Raw genomic sequence first — 14,277 nt, 5'->3', positions numbered from 1 at the left:
TCACGGCACGGCGGACACCTGGCGAAAGTGTACGACGTAAATGTACGCACGGTACATCGACGCGGCGCGATTGACTGAAATGCCTCTCTTGTCCGTACGGACTAGGATCAAATGGCCCAGGCAGGTTGCTCCCGATCCGTGACCGGACTTTGCGGTCCTCACCGCCAGGCAGGCAGGAAAGGCCGTGAACGCACCCGCTGTACTGCTGATCAACACCTCCGCCGGGCCCGTGCACGTGACAACCCCGGTGCCACGGGAAACCTGGTGGACGCTCGCCCACTCGGATGCGGCCGCCAACGTGACCCAGACGCCGGCCTGGCTCGACTGTGTGTGCGCGACGGGGACGTTCCAGGACGCCAGCCGGTTGTACGAGTTCTCGAGCGGCAGCCGGCTCGTGCTTCCCCTGGTCACCAGGCGTCGGCGGCCGCGGTCGCTGACGGCGCAGGAGTCCTGGCCGGGCGAGTGGGGCATCGGTGGGCCGCTTTCCTCGGGCAGAGTCGGTCCGCGGGAAGCCCGGGCCGTCTTCGATGACCTGGCGCTGATTCCGGCCCTGCGCGTCGGGATGCGACTGCGTCCCGAGGACTCGGAGGTGTGGAAGCGCGCGGTACCCGCGGGCTTCAAGGAGGACCTCCACACGGTTCATGTGCTCGACCTTGAGGGCGGGTTCGGCACGATCTGGGAACGACGTTTCCATCACAGATTTCGGCGCGGCGTCCGCCGCGCCGAACGATCGGACGTCGACGTGGAGGTGGACCGTACGGGCAGGCTGATTCCGGAGTTCTACCAGTTGTTCGAGCAGTCGATCGTGCGGTGGGCCGCGCGGCAGCACGAACCGCTGGCGCTCGCCCGGTGGCGCAGGAAGCACGCGTTTCCGAGGGAACGGCTGGAGACGGTCGCCGACCGGCTCGGAGCGTCGTGCACGATCTGGATGGCTCGCCGCGCCGGGGAGCCCGCCGCGGGGATCGTCGTCCTGCGCCACGGTTACCAGGCCAAGTTGTGGCACGCGGCCATGAACCGGGATCTGGCCCATCCGGTCCGGGCCAATCACCTGCTGCACCGGCTGGCGATCGACGACGCGTGTGCCGCCGGCTGTCTGCGCTACGACATGGGCGGATCCCGTCAGGGGGCGTCGCTCGCCGAGTTCAAGGAGAGCCTTGGTGCGGACCTCTTCGCCTCTCCCCGATACTACCGTGAGCGGCTTCCTGTCTCCGCGGTCGACCGCGGACTGCGGACCGCCGCCAAGCGCGTGATCGGCTTCCAGGAGGGGTGACTGCGGCGCCGCGTCAGCGTCCCGTCGTCACGTCCACCGGCCCACTGGCTGACGGGTGTTGACGGCCCTCAGCGCGATCCCTCGCAGTCTGGGGTTCCCCGCCACCATGGCCCGTACCTTCTGCCCCGACGCCATCTGGGCGCGCCGGAGCGCGGCCGGCAGGGTGCCCAGGCTCACGCACCCTTCGCCCAGAGGCAGGTCGCCGGTCTTCATCTCCTGTTTGTAGCGCTCGTCCCCCTTCCCGAGGTCGAGGCGCTCGATGCCCAGCGCCGCCGCGGCCTGTGCCATGCGCAGCAGGAGAAGGATGCCCGGTGAGAAGCGTGCCGCCTCGGGGTCGTAGGCGGGGAACCAGTACTGAAGCACTCGCGCGGAGCGCAGGCCGAAGTGCATGGCGACGGGCCGGTCGCCCGCGTACAGCGTGGACAGCGTGCCGGTGCAGGTGGCCGACCGGGTGCGCATGAGCGCCTGCAGCAGCGCCACGACCGGGGGCTTCGCGAACAGGTCCACCTGCCCCTTCGCCCGGTACTGCGCCGACTTCCAGCGCATGAGTGTCTCGAGGCGTTCGGGCGCCGTCTCTTCGAAGACCAGCCGCGGCTCTCCCAGAGCGCGCGTCAGCCGGCGCTCCTTGGCGTCGAGCTGCCTCGCCCGGGCCGACGACCCGTTGCGCAGAGCCGCGGCATAGACCTCGTAGCCGGACGTCAGGTCGATGACCGGTGACCTGGAGCGGCGCACGACGCCGCTGTCGAAGGGCCGCTGGCTCGTGGTGAGATGGTCGTACCGCCAAAGGCACAGCCCACAGGCGCGCAGCAGCGCCCGCACGTCCCAGTCCAGCCCCGGCGCGTGTACCAGCCCCTGCACGTCGCACAGGCCGCTGCCGATGGGCAGCCCGAGTCCCAGCCGGTGGTGCTCGTAGGGGAAATAGCCCACCGGCGCGTCCCCCGCCTCGAGCACTGCGACGCGCGCCGTGGGCCTGTGCCGGCCGACAGCCCGGGTGAACTCCGGAGACAGGAAGGGGCTGGCCAGGTCCGGAGTGGCTCGCTGCAGAGCCTGCCACGCGGCGATGTCCGCCGTGGAGAGGCGGTCCGGAGTGAGCACGGTCACCGTCATGGTGCCGCTCCTCTCTGCAACGTGGCGATCACCGAGGCATAGTCCCCGAGTGAGGACCCGGGAGTGCCGTCGTACAGGTTGCTGTCGAAGGCCCACATCAGTCCCGTGAGTCCGCAGGACCTCAGTTGGCGGCCGGCCTCGCTCATGACGCCCGGGTAGTAGGGGGCCACATGAGGTCCCGCGCTCTCCCCGCTGATGGGGAAGCCCTCGCGCGCGGCGATCCGGGAGATCCACCGCACCGACGACCACGCACGCACGCGCGCCTCGGCGCCCGGGGCGAGGGCGTCCGGGACGACGGTGCCGTCCGAGGGTTGGCAGCCGTTGTTCCTCGGCGTGCCCGAACCGTCCACCAGCGCGGTGGAGACCAGTTGCACGGTGGGCCGGTGCTGGACCAGCCCGATGGTGCGGAAGAAACCGGCGCCTCGGCTGATGAGCCCACCGTTGGCAGTCTGGCCGAGGTGGCCTTGGACGGCCGCGGAGAGGTCGCTCGGGAAGAACCCGCCCCCGGGGATCAGCACCAGCATGAGTCCGTGGTAGCCCAGGGTCTCGTACAGCCTGGTCTGCCAGTTCACCGCGTCGGCGAGCGCGGCGAGATACCAGTCGTACCACCGGGACACCTGGCTCGTGGTGAAGGGGGCCCCCTGATAGGTGAGTTGCCCCGGTCGCCAGCCCGGATAAGGGTTCGGCGGCACGGTCGCGGGCCGGCCCGGATCCGCCCCGCTCGCCTGCGCATGCCGGTCGAAGGCCCAGTACGACATCGCGCCCCGGGCGCTCGCGGCCGGTGGCGGATAGGTGAACTCCCCGGAGCTGTTCACGCCGATGCGTATCGCCCAGAACTTCGCCAGACCGATCTCCTGGTCCAGCCGCCGCAGATAGCCTTCCACCTCGTTGCGGATCTCCTGGCTGAACACCAGGTTCGGGCTGGAGGTGAAGCGGGCGCCGCCCTGGTCGGTGAAGGCGTCCTCAGGATACCTGCTGCTCAGCCAGGACGGCGGGGTGTTCAGGCCCACGCCCACCTCCACATGCAGGCCCGCGTCCCGGAGCATCCGCAGCTTCCGCTCGAGCATGGCGACGTAGTGCTGGTCCACCTGCCCGGGGGCCGGTTCGAACCGCTCCCAGGACACCGTCATATGGGCCATTCGCATGCCGTGTGCCTTGTCGGCCCGGGCGGTGCGCGGGCTCGTCTGCAGGGTGCCGAAGAAGTACCGCTCGTGGTGATCGCCGGGGGAGCCGAGACGGATGAAGGAGACCACTGCGGCCACGACGGCGGCGACCACGGCGTACGCGACCCACCGGCGCACGTGCGAGCGCCTGAGCGCGCCGCCTGACCGGCTGTGGTCCGTCATGGCAGCAACTCCTCGTACAGTCGCGAGTACTGCGCCGCGAACTGCGGCACACCGAAACGCTCCTCCACCGTCACGCGGCCCCGCCGCGCCAGGTTCTGCCACCACCGGGGCCGGTCCAGCAGCTGCCACAGCAGATGACCGGTCCGCTCACAGTCGCCCGGGGCGGCCTGCAGCACGGTGCCCCGCAGGGACTCGAACTGCGGCAGTTCGCTCAGCACGACGGGCCGCCCCGTGGCGAGCGCCTGGAGCACGGTGAGCGGAACGTCCGCCTTGCCGCCGAGTGCCCGGGGCACGTAGAGGAGCACGTCGGCGGATGCCAGGAGGCCGTGCATGTCCGAGCCGTTTCCGAGCACTTGGGTTTCCGGCAGGCCCTGGCGGGCGGCCTGGGCGCGCAGGTTCTCCTCCAGTGCGCGGGTGTCTTGTCCCGGCCGGTCGCGCAGCGCGAGGACCAGTCGGAATCGGGCTCCGGCACGAGCGGCGACCGCGGCCGAGGCGATCGCCTCCTCGGCGCCGCCCCCTCGGTCGTGATGACCGGTGACCAGCACGGTCGGCCGGTCGGAGAGCGGCCGAGGCCGTAGGGGCCACTCGGTCAGCCGGACGACGGGCCGGATGACCCGGACCTCCCCGAAGCCCGCGGTGCGCATCTGCGCCGCGGTGGCCTCCGACAGCGCCACAGTGGGCCCCAGCGGGCGCGACCGCGACAGAAACGTGGGGTTCATCACGCCGGGAACGGTGTGCAGGACCGGTGTGTCGCCGACAAGCCTCGGCCAGAGGCGGGAGAAGGGGGGAAAGCTGCTCCCGATGGTCATGACGGCGTGCACGAGGTCGCACCGCCGGGTGAGTGCGCACCCGGCGACCGCCGCCTGCACCCGCACCGGCAGACGGGGGACACCGTCGCGGGACAGGAGGGGAACGGGCCGCCCCGGCAGGTCCCGCACCCTCTCGTCGAGCCCGGGCCACCTCCGGAACCAGAGATAGCGCACCTCTGGAATGCCCTGGACGAGTGCCATCGCGAGATCGGTGTCCCCTCCTTTTCCTCCGTCGACCGGGCCGCTGGTGAGGAGCAGAACACGAGGACGGCGGTCACGGACCATGGTCGGCCCCTGTCCGCAGACCATGGGCCGCATCGCGGAACCTGAGGTAGTTCTTGTCGGGCAGCGGCAGCTTGTACAGCGCGAGCGTCCCGTAGGAGCGTCCGTGGAAGGCGAACACCAGGTGGCCCTCGGCCGCGAGGCGCCGGGCCGTGCGGGCGTCCATCGTGCCGTAGCCCTGATCGATCACCTTCCAGGGGACGACCAGATAACGGGCGTACGCCCGGGTCCTGGCCTCCGGCGTGACCCAGTCGCCCATGACGTACCTGTCCCGTAGTGCCCAGGACGAGATACCGCCGCTGGCTCCGCCGTCGGCCGCGATGACCGCGCTGCCCACGGGAACGTGCTTGTCCATGTAGTCGCGCAAGCGGGCGTACCCGTCGTCGCGTCCGGTGTGCACCTTGGCGTAGGACATTCCCGAGAAGGCGACGGTGGCGGCGAGGAAGCCGGCGAGGGCCACGACCAGGACGCGGCGCGGCAGTCGGCGGCCGTCGCGCTGCCGGAAGTGCTCGATCCCCACGCCGAGTGCGGCGCCCAGCACCACCACGGTGGGCACGATGAGCAGATAGAGCGCCTGCTCCTCCAGCGTCCCGTGGGCGAGCGCGAAGGCCAGGGTGAGTCCGGCGCACAGGTGGAACAGAGCCAGCATCCTGAGCACGGGGTCCTTGCGGCGCAGCAGGATCACCAGAGCGACCGGGCCGAGCAGCAGGAGCGCGTAGGTGGAGGCGAACGTCGTCACCTGGTCGACGAGCCGGCTGGTCAGTGACGGAGTTCCGGCGGCGTGGAACCCGGATTCCTGGACGATCCCGATCAGGCGGGCGGCACCGTGGCTCTTGTCGTACCAGAACGGGGTCACGTGGCCGTAAAGGCAGACGAGGCCCACATACAGTCCGTACGGCGCGACGGCGGTCCCCAGCGTGGTGAGCAGCAGCCGTCGTGGAGGTCCCCAGCCGAGGATCAGCGCGAGGAGCAGCGGCAGCACGGTGATGAGCGCCGAGTGGTCCTTCGTCAGCAGTGCCAGCCCGAAGAGAAGACCGGCCGCCGCGGCCGTGAGATGCTTTCTGCCTGGCAGCGGCTCGCGGGCCAGGAGCAGCAGCACCAGGTATCCGGCCAGTACGAACATCACGGTCTGGGTGTCCAGCATCACCCGGTCGTTCTGCCGGATGATGTACGGGTCCAGGGCGAACAGCAGGGCGGCCACGACACCGGCGGTGCGGGAACCGGCCCTGCTGACCAGCAGCAGCACGAGGACCGCCGTCACGGCCCCGAGGAAGACGTTCACCAACCGGGCCTGGTACACGCCTGTGACGACGTCGGGGCTGATGCCGATGAGCTTTTCCCAGCCCGCCTCCACGTAGAAGTAGCCAGGGGGGTGAAGGAAGAACAGGCCTTCGGAGGTGCTGGGGAAACCACCCTGCGCGGCACTGACGCCGAGTTGCCGGTAGATCAGCTCGTCGATGAAGAGGTCCGCGGAACGGCCCACGTTCACCAGCCGCAGGGCCGCGGTCAGCAGGAAGATGCCCGCCGCCAGGACAGTCGTCGGCACCGTACGGCGCGCCTGCCGCGGCGTCGTCCGCACGCGTCGTGCTTCGACGGTGGTCATGAGGAGTCCTCGGAGAAGAGGTAGAACTCAGGGGTGAGCGGCACGTGGCCGCCGGGAAACATGGCTCGGGCCTGCGTGCGGTAGCCGAGGACCGAATCGGTCTTGGCATCCAGGCCCTGGGTCCAGGTGACCTCTCCGCGGAGGTTGTGGCGCCGTGCGAAATCGCTGTCGACGGCCTCCCTCTGATCGTAGGGGAAGTCGCTGTAGTACACGACGCGGGGCCGGCGGCTCACTTCGGCCGCCGTCCTGACCAGCAGGTGGTCGGCATGCCCGCCGACGGCGAGCGGCGCCAGCATCAGCGGCCCGGTCCCGTCCGACGCGACCGGGACATCGAGCGCCCGCAGGGCGCGGGTGATCGCCCGCAGCACATCGATGTCGTGGGGGGAGACGCGTCCGGCGGCGAGATGCCTGCGGTATGTGGGATAGACGTGCTGCCGTTCGGGCAGCAGGCGGCTCGTACGGTGGCCGGCCGGTGTCTTGCGGCGGAACAGCCCGTCGGTGAGCCCCGCGTGTCGCCAGGTGACGCCCATTTCCGTGAGCACCTCCTCGTCCTCGGCGCGGCGTGCAGCGTAGAGTTCCTCGGCGTCACGCATCCCTGCACGGTGCAGGCAACGGCGTGCGGACAGCGTGTACGGCGGCGGGGCGCCGGTGGTGAACAACGTGACGACGGTGACGGGTACGTGCTGCCGGGCATGGGCCATCAGCGCTCCGCAGGACAGCACCGCGTCGTCGAGGTGGGGTGAGAGCACCACCAGGGGAACGCCACGCTGTACGGCGGTGTTGAGGGGGTCAGGAGTCACTGACGATCTCCTTCCGCGTCGAGTGTCCGGGGGTCGCGGCGCTGGACGCGAGCACGGTCCGCACCGTGCTCAGATACCGGTCGGTCATCGCGGTCCAGGTGTAGCGCTGTGCCGCCAGATACGCCTGGCGGCCCAGAGCTCGGCGGAGGTCCGGGTCGGCGGTGAGCCGGCCGATCTCCTTGGCCATCCGGTCGACGTCGAAGGGGGGCACGGCGACGTTGCCCTTGCCCTCCATCCAGGCCGTGGACGGCAGATCGAAGTGGATCACCGGCTTGCCGTGGGCCATGCTCTCGAGTGCCACGAGGCCGAACGCCTCACTGCGCGAGGGCATGACCAAGAACGCGCTTTCTGAGAGCAGTTGCTCTTTGCGTTCCGAGGCGGCGAAGCCGAGCCAGTGGACGTTCCCGCCCGTTCGGGCGAGCAGCGACTGCACTTTGTGCTCCTCGGCCGGTGTGCCGTGTCCGGCGATGTACAGCGGCAGGGCCGGGGAAGCCGCCTCGTACGCCGCCAGCAGCAGGTCGAGGCCCTTGAGCTTCACGTCGATGCGGCCCAGGCAGAGGATGTGCCCGCCGCTGCCGAACTCGCCCTCCTCGACGTGTCGCTGGTCCACACCGTTCTCGATGAGATGTACCGCCGCCCTGGGGCTGTGGCGGCGAGCGTCGACGGCGTCCGCCTGGTTGAGGACGACCAGGTCCCGGTAGTTGCGCAGGGCACGGTGTTCGACGGGGAAGGCGGGGATGTGGTACTTCCGCCAGGTGGCCTCGCTGCATCGGCACTGGTTGATCCCGATGACGGGTTTCTTGGCGAAGAGCGGCAGCAGACCCGTCGTGAACGGGGGAGTGAAGTTCTCCAGCCACACGTCGTGCGGAATCTTCCGGGCGACGAGAGGAAGCGCCGCCTGGAACAGCAGTTGGGCGGCCCGCGGACCGGCCCAGCACACGGGTACGAAGTGGTACCGCAGTCCGTCGCGCACCTGTGTTCCGCCGTGACGGGCCGCGGTGACGACGGTGACGTCGAACTCCTGGGCCAGGCGCCGTGCCACATGGTCCACCACGGCCGATCCGCCGCCGCGGTAGTCGGTGTTGTGGGTGTTGTCGAAGGCCGAGATGACGACCCGCTCCCGCGAGGGCGTTCCTTGTGCGTCTGAGGCGTCGGCGCGGGGCTGCTCTTCGCGCAACGCGTTCCCGCGTGCCGCCATGAGCCGGAAGGCGGAGTTCGCGGCACGAGAGGGCGAGGTGGCGAGCGCGTCGAGGCCGACCACGTCGCCCGAGGAGTGCGCCCAGCGGCGGTAGCGTTCCTGCCAGTGCCGTCCTGGGTCCTTCCCGTCGTCCACGGCTTCGCCGGTCGGCTCGTCGGCGTGGCTTTCGAGGAGCAGTGTCAGGTCGTACGCACCGGCCAGGCGGCAAAAGAGCGCGGCGGTCCGGGAACCCGCGGGGGGGTCGAACTTGGCCAGGGAGTCGAGTGGTCCCCGGTCGGTGAGGATGACGCCCGGGCGGCGGAGTGCCAGGCCGCGTACCGCGGCCCGCACCCGCGCGGCGGCCAACCGCAGGGCGATCTCGGACGCGTCGACGCGGGCATGGACGGCGTCGAACCAGGTTCCCGGCCGTGACGATGGGCCCGTGGGGCGTCCGGACCGGGGACGGCCGGGGAAACGGCGGCATATCACGCAGCCGTAGCAGTAGGTCCTCGTGACCGTGCAGCCCCGTTGCCGCAGGGTCGTCACGACGTGGCCCACCAGAGTGGTCTTACCGGAATCGTCGGGGCCGGACACCGCTACCAGCAGCCGGTCCGAGGTTCGCGGGCGCTCGTGCCGTCTGGCCAGGATGCCCGGTGCGAGACGGCGGTGCGGGGCGGGTGAGGCGTGCCGTGAACTGGTCATGAGGTACCCGCCTTCCGGCTCTTGGCGACGCACAGCGGGACCCTGAGCGCGGCCTGTCGTACGGCCCCTTTGATGCGTCCCTCGCGCAGCAGACGGGGCGTGTGCTCCACCGCCACGTGAAGCGAGACCTTGGCCGGAAGGCCCACGGGCAGGGCGATGAACTCACCCCGGTCGAGCCGTCCGATGGCCTCCGCGGCGGTGGCCAGGGCCTGGCTGTGGGCGGTCCCCCAGCCTTCCCGGGCCGACTCCCGTCGTGCCTCGGCCATCACGTCCGGCCGCAGGAGTGGCCTGATCGCGAGGAGCTCCGACAACTCGAAGGACAGGTTCTGGAAGAGCGCGTGGGCCAGCCAGATGCGCAGCCGGTCGGCCGGGCAGGGCTCCAGCCACGGACGGTCGTCCGCGGCCACCGCGCGGGCGAACAGCCGGCCGTTGGACATCACCGGGACGCCGAACCACGACACGGACGCGTGCAGGTGAACGGCCGGCCCGCTCGGCGGCCACAGCAGCACCTTCGTGGAACGCTCCAGCCAGTACCGCTCGCGGCGAACGCACCAGGGGGACAGCTTCGTGGCCGCCGCCGCCCACTGGCCGTCGGGGACCACCAGATCGAAGTCGCCGCCCACGTGCTCGCCCGGCTCGTCCGCCTTGATCAGGACACTCGGGATTCCCGCGGCCAACAGCCGCTCCGTCGCGTCGTGGGCATTGCTGCGGAAGGCCGCCTCGCGCTCCGCGACCTCGGCCACGGTCTCGGCCAGTTGCTCTGGATAACAGTGGGCGAGCAGGGCTTGCGTGTTGGTGTCCCGGGCGGCAGCCAGCGCGCGGCGCAGTTCGTCGTCGCCGGCCGGCTGGACGTCATGACGCCACACGGCATCGAGGAGAAGCCGGGCGGGAGCGGTGTCCCCACCGGGGCGCACGGCACCGTGGCGTTGGCCGCTGTCCTCACCGGGGTCTCGGTCGCCGCTCGTGCTCGCCGGGTCTCCGCGCGCGTCGGCCGTCGCCCGGTGGCGCAGGAATCGGACGGCGGCCAGGATGCCGGTGGCCGTCGCGGCGACCAGCCACGCCGCGGGAACCGGACGCAGTGCCACGAGCAGGCACGTGATGGCGAGCGGCTCGACCAGCGGCAGGTGCGCGAACACGTGGAATCCCTGCCTGCGTACCAGCAGATGGACCAGCAGGAGCAGCGCCGCCACGGCGCCGCAGCAGCCGCCGATCGCCAGTCCGAGTACTCCCGCGACGTGCCAGCCCGCCAGTAGACCCGCGACGAAGAGCAGCACTCCGACGGCCTGCCGAAGCTGGCAGGACTGGTCGTTGACCGCCTGGAAGAAGGTGGAGACGAGGTTGATACCGCCGATGGCGAACCCCGACACCGCGGTGAACATGACGAGCCTGCCGAGCATGCCGTAGTTCGCCGGGAAGATGACGTCGAGCACCTCATGCGGTGTGGTGGCGTAGACGGCCGTGAGCGGGAGGGCGACGATGAGGTACATCCGCATGGCGCTCGCGGCCAGCGGTGTTCCCATACGGCGACGGGACAGGGCGGGGAAGAAGGCCACCGAGATGGCGCTGGCCAGGAAGAGCGGCGCCCGGCCCATCATCACGCTCGCCTGGTAGCTCGCGGTCGCCGCCGCGTCGGCCCGAAGCAGGGTGACCAGGACCAGGTCGACGGTGGCCATCAGCGCCACCAGGCTCTGCACGGTGCCCAGTTCGACCGCACGGCGCCACAGGTCGCGGTTCGCCCGTGCCTGAGCCCACCGTCCGCCTCCGCGCGTCATCCGGTAGGGCCACCAGATGAGGAGGGGGACCGACGCGATTCCGAACGCCGCCAGGGCGCCGGTGGCGCCGAGCCCGAGCACCGAGACGAGGAACAGGCCGACGACGACCTTCAGAGCCGCCTCACCGGTGAGGACGCCTGCCAGGGTCCGCATCCGCTCGGTGCCCTGGAGCCAGCCGCCGCTGACCCGCGTGATGTAGATGAGCAGAGTGACGATGCCGAGCGCGGCGACCGTCGCGGCGCCGGCGAATCGCGTGGCCACCAGGGCGACCGTCCCGCCGGCCAGTACGCCGCCGGTCACGGCGATCACCACGGCGAACCTCACGGCGTCACCGCGGTCGGACTGTGAACGCGCGCGTGCCAGGGCCTGGGCCAGAACCCAGGGGATGGCGACGAGAGCGATGGTCGCCGCGCACAGTACCAGTCCCTGTCCCGCGGCGAAGGTCGCGAAGTCGTCCACGTTCAGCAACCGTGTCAGCAGCAGGGCGTACCCGTAGTTGAGGGCTCCGATGGTCAGCCACGCGGCAGTGACCCAGCGGGCTCCCTGCACGGCCGTGACATCGTCCGGTCGCACGGTTCGGGGGGCGGAGATGCGTATGGAGGTCATGGTGTGGTGCGGTCGCTTTCGCTCTGGGGGCTGCCGAGGCCGGCGGGGAGCAGTCCGGGTTCGCCCGGCGGTTCGGGCGCGTTCTCGCCGGTCGCCGGTTCTGCGGGCGCGGTCCCGGTGGTCCCCACCAGGACGTCCTGGCGGCTAGCCAGGGTGAGTTCGCTGGGCCTGACGCCCAGACGGCGCAGGGCCCTCGCGGCGCGAACCTCGTCGCAGCCGTGCAGGAGCACGCGGAAGGTGTCGCCGCACCGGTTCCAGGCGTCGGTCAGTCGCAGGGCGTTCCTCAGGACCTGTTCCATCGCGTTGGCGTCCGTCACCTGGAAACTGCCGATGACGGAGAGATCGCTCGGCCTGCGGCGCGAGCGCCGATGGCGCCGGGTCCGCGCCATCTCCTCCAGGACCACCGCCGCAAGCCGCTCCGCGGTGTCGTCCCAGGAGAAGGTCGCGGCCCAGGACCGGCATCGGACCGCCACCCGTTCCCGCGCGGCCGGATCGGTGAGCTCTGCCAACGCGTCGGCGATCCCGCCGGCCAGGTCCGAGTCGGGCGGCAGAAGCCATCCGGTGCGGCCGGGCCGGACGGCATCGCGCAACCCGGGCACGTCGAAGACGACAGCGGGAGTACCGACCGCATTGGCCTCGATGACGGTGAGACCCCAGCCCTCGGCGACGGACGGGACGACGGTGAGCCATGCCTGGGCGAGCAGCTCCCACTTGCGCGGGTCACTGACCCGGCCGTGGAACGCGACCGCGTTCGAGACACCGATCTGCCTCGCGAGGTCGTGCAGGCGGCCCAGTTCACCGCCGTCCCCAGCTATGTCGAGCCGTATTCCGGGCATCTTGTGCATCAGCGCCGGCATGGCGTGGACCAGCAGGTCCAGACGCTTTTGCGGGACGAGCCTGCTGACGACCGCGATGGTCGGCGTCCGGCTGCGCGAAACGCCCACGGGGTGCGGTGCCTGGGACGCGCCAGGGAGCGAGCTGCCGTTGGGGACGACGTAGGCCGGGTTGCGGAAGCCCAGTTCACGCCGGATCCCCTCCAGGGTGGAGGGGGAGACCACCACGACCGGCCGTCCGTGGTACACGCGGCGGCTGACCTGCTTCTCCAGGAGCCGGCCGACGATGTTCAGCGGCCGGGGCAGGAGCATGTCGAACTGGCTCTGGTGGACGTGGTGCACGACGCACACGTCAGCGGTCCAGCGCGGCGTGAACAGCGGTGAGAAGAACGGGATGCCGTTCTGGCAGTCGATGACGGCGTCGTATGCGTGCCGGTGGCGCAGCAGATGCCGGGCGGCTGCCGCGTAGACGCCGTAGGTGTCGCCGTCGCGCAGGATCCGAATGCCGTCGGACACCGACTCAGGAGCGGACCCCGGGTGGCGGGCGGTGAACACCGTGACATGGGCGGCCGCCTCGCTGAAACGGCGGGCGGTCTCCCAGCAGAACGTCTCTGCGCCGCCGGCCTGCGGGTGGGAGGGATCGCGCCAGTTCAGGAAGAGTATGTCGGCTCGGGCAAGCTCGTTCAGTGCAGTCATGGCAGTCACCGCGCTATCGAGATCCTGATCAGGTCGGCCATCGAGCGCAGCCCGTCGCGGCGAGCGGAGAACGTCGATCCCGGGACGTCGCACCAGGCGACCGGTACTTCTGTCACTCGGTGTCCCCAGCGCGCCAGGTGGGCGAGGATTTCCACGTCGAAGGCGAACCCGTCGACATGGCAGGCTCCGACCACCTCGCGGATGAGAGGCCCGTCGAAGAACTTGAAGCCGCACTGGGTGTCGGCGATGTCGGGAACGGACATGCGGGCCAGCCGCCGGAAGACCCAGCCGCCGCAGCGGCGCAGCGTGGACTGCTCGATCTCGTAGTACGCGCCCGGAGCCCGCCGGGAAGCTATGACCGCCGCGTGACCTTGCTCGAGCAGTGCCATGACGGGGTCGAGCGTCTCGATGGGGGTGGCGCAATCGGCGTCGGCGAACCCCACATATCGGGCGGAGGAGGTGGCGATGCCCCGGCGGACGGCAGCTCCCTTGCCCCGGTCGCTACAGCCGATGGCGTACACGGGGAGGGGCGCGTGGGCGAAACGCTCCACGACGTCATGCGTGCCGTCGGCGCTGTTGTTGTCCACGACCACGATGGCGGAGCTCCAGGGCCGTTCGCAGAGGTGGTCGACCGTGGCCGCGATGGTGGACGGGAGGCGGCGCTCCTCGTTGAGAGCCGGGAAGATCAGCTCCAGGTCCACCTCGGGGCGGACGAGTGCGAAGACCATCAGCGGGCGCCGCCTTCCCGTGTGTGCCGCCGGACGGGGGCGGCCGGGTCCGGGTCGCGGCCCGAGGGGGGTGTCCCGGAGTCCCGTGCGCGACGTCGGCCGGCTGATCGCGAGACGGATGTGTGGATCCGGTGGCGGTGCGGCATGGAACGGCGGCTGCGCGGGCCGCGGCAGGTGATCGCCGTCGGCACGAGCTTGTCGGAGCAGCGGCGGCGCCGGCCGCCGACGTCCTGTGGGGAGCGGTCGCTTGCGGGGTGTGGCGACGGGCGTGGCGGCCAGTCGGTCGCGCGACGGAGCGGGTGGGGAGCAACAGCGGTCGGATGCCGACCCGAAGGAACATACATGTCGAAATCCGTCTCCATGAGAAGGATACGGTGTATACGTACACTTTCAGCTCATCGTGTCGCAAAGTCAAGGCGAGGCGTGCCGGAGTTTGGTTGACGAGGGGCGTTTGCGGGGGGAGCATGTACGTATACGTAGTAAATATACACTAAGTGGTTCAGTCCGGTGGTGATCGTGATGCGAAAGGGAACCCTGATCCCAGAC

Annotated in this window: 10 protein-coding genes; 1 reads left to right on the top strand and 9 read right to left on the bottom strand. The window is 70.4% G+C overall.

The features are described from left to right. Window positions 1-184: 184 nt before the first annotated feature. Complete coding sequence (locus tag ACIRVK_RS10975) at window positions 185-1,270, top strand: GNAT family N-acetyltransferase (protein ID WP_404245409.1); 1,086 nt, start codon at window positions 185-187, stop codon at window positions 1,268-1,270. Between the two features lie 27 nt (window positions 1,271-1,297). On the opposite strand, the gene ACIRVK_RS10970 is transcribed toward ACIRVK_RS10975, so the two are convergent. The 9 genes from ACIRVK_RS10970 to ACIRVK_RS10930 all read right to left on the bottom strand — a co-directional run bounded on the left by ACIRVK_RS10970 (window position 1,298) and on the right by ACIRVK_RS10930 (window position 13,731). Further along, window positions 1,298-2,377: a GNAT family N-acetyltransferase gene (locus ACIRVK_RS10970; RefSeq protein ID WP_404245407.1), complete on the bottom strand. Its 1,080-nt coding sequence runs from the start codon at window positions 2,375-2,377 to the stop codon at window positions 1,298-1,300. Further along, on the bottom strand, window positions 2,374-3,723 hold the full coding sequence (locus tag ACIRVK_RS10965; protein ID WP_404245405.1) for a beta-galactosidase: 1,350 nt from the start codon (window positions 3,721-3,723) through the stop codon (window positions 2,374-2,376). Before ACIRVK_RS10965 ends, ACIRVK_RS10970 begins: the two co-directional genes overlap by 4 nt. Continuing rightward, complete coding sequence (locus ACIRVK_RS10960; protein ID WP_404245403.1) at window positions 3,720-4,733, bottom strand: glycosyltransferase; 1,014 nt, start codon at window positions 4,731-4,733, stop codon at window positions 3,720-3,722. The genes ACIRVK_RS10965 and ACIRVK_RS10960 overlap by 4 nt, the downstream gene beginning before the upstream one ends. Before the next feature lie 73 nt (window positions 4,734-4,806). Beyond that, window positions 4,807-6,417 carry an ArnT family glycosyltransferase gene (locus tag ACIRVK_RS10955; protein ID WP_404245401.1) on the bottom strand — a complete coding sequence of 537 codons (1,611 nt, stop codon included), beginning with the start codon at window positions 6,415-6,417 and terminating at the stop codon, window positions 4,807-4,809. Continuing rightward, entirely contained in the window at window positions 6,414-7,217 is an 804-nt protein-coding gene (locus ACIRVK_RS10950) for a PIG-L deacetylase family protein (RefSeq protein WP_404245399.1), read from the bottom strand. The genes ACIRVK_RS10955 and ACIRVK_RS10950 overlap by 4 nt, the downstream gene beginning before the upstream one ends. Further along, window positions 7,207-9,096: a glycosyltransferase gene (locus ACIRVK_RS10945; RefSeq protein WP_404245397.1), complete on the bottom strand. Its 1,890-nt coding sequence runs from the start codon at window positions 9,094-9,096 to the stop codon at window positions 7,207-7,209. Before ACIRVK_RS10945 ends, ACIRVK_RS10950 begins: the two co-directional genes overlap by 11 nt. Beyond that, window positions 9,093-11,474, bottom strand: a complete 2,382-nt coding sequence (locus ACIRVK_RS10940) for a lipopolysaccharide biosynthesis protein (protein WP_404245396.1) — start codon at window positions 11,472-11,474, stop codon at window positions 9,093-9,095. The genes ACIRVK_RS10945 and ACIRVK_RS10940 overlap by 4 nt, the downstream gene beginning before the upstream one ends. Beyond that, window positions 11,471-13,003, bottom strand: a complete 1,533-nt coding sequence (locus ACIRVK_RS10935; RefSeq protein ID WP_404245394.1) for a glycosyltransferase family 4 protein — start codon at window positions 13,001-13,003, stop codon at window positions 11,471-11,473. Before ACIRVK_RS10935 ends, ACIRVK_RS10940 begins: the two co-directional genes overlap by 4 nt. 5 nt (window positions 13,004-13,008) lie before the next feature. Beyond that, window positions 13,009-13,731 (bottom strand): glycosyltransferase, encoded by a 723-nt coding sequence (locus tag ACIRVK_RS10930; RefSeq protein ID WP_404245392.1) that lies wholly within the window; start codon window positions 13,729-13,731, stop codon window positions 13,009-13,011. Between the last annotated feature and the right edge of the window lie 546 nt (window positions 13,732-14,277).

Origin of the sequence: Streptomyces sp. NPDC101152 (assembly GCF_044768275.1) — a bacterium.
Classification (GTDB): Bacteria; Actinomycetota; Actinomycetes; order Streptomycetales; family Streptomycetaceae; genus Streptomyces.
The sequence above is the reverse complement of the archived record's forward strand: the minus strand, read 5'-3'. Positions and strand labels throughout refer to the sequence as shown.

What these genes read in the sequence shown, in the direction of transcription:
- ACIRVK_RS10960 (WP_404245403.1), bottom strand. Translation starts at nt 4,733, where the DNA reads ATGGCACTCGTCCAGGGCATTCCAGAGGTGCGCTATCTCTGGTTCCGG.
- ACIRVK_RS10955 (WP_404245401.1), bottom strand. Translation starts at nt 6,417, where the DNA reads ATGACCACCGTCGAAGCACGACGCGTGCGGACGACGCCGCGGCAGGCG.
- ACIRVK_RS10965 (WP_404245405.1), bottom strand. Translation starts at nt 3,723, where the DNA reads ATGACGGACCACAGCCGGTCAGGCGGCGCGCTCAGGCGCTCGCACGTG.
- ACIRVK_RS10930 (WP_404245392.1), bottom strand. Translation starts at nt 13,731, where the DNA reads ATGGTCTTCGCACTCGTCCGCCCCGAGGTGGACCTGGAGCTGATCTTC.
- ACIRVK_RS10935 (WP_404245394.1), bottom strand. Translation starts at nt 13,003, where the DNA reads ATGACTGCACTGAACGAGCTTGCCCGAGCCGACATACTCTTCCTGAAC.
- ACIRVK_RS10970 (WP_404245407.1), bottom strand. Translation starts at nt 2,377, where the DNA reads ATGACGGTGACCGTGCTCACTCCGGACCGCCTCTCCACGGCGGACATC.
- ACIRVK_RS10940 (WP_404245396.1), bottom strand. Translation starts at nt 11,474, where the DNA reads ATGACCTCCATACGCATCTCCGCCCCCCGAACCGTGCGACCGGACGAT.
- ACIRVK_RS10945 (WP_404245397.1), bottom strand. Translation starts at nt 9,096, where the DNA reads ATGACCAGTTCACGGCACGCCTCACCCGCCCCGCACCGCCGTCTCGCA.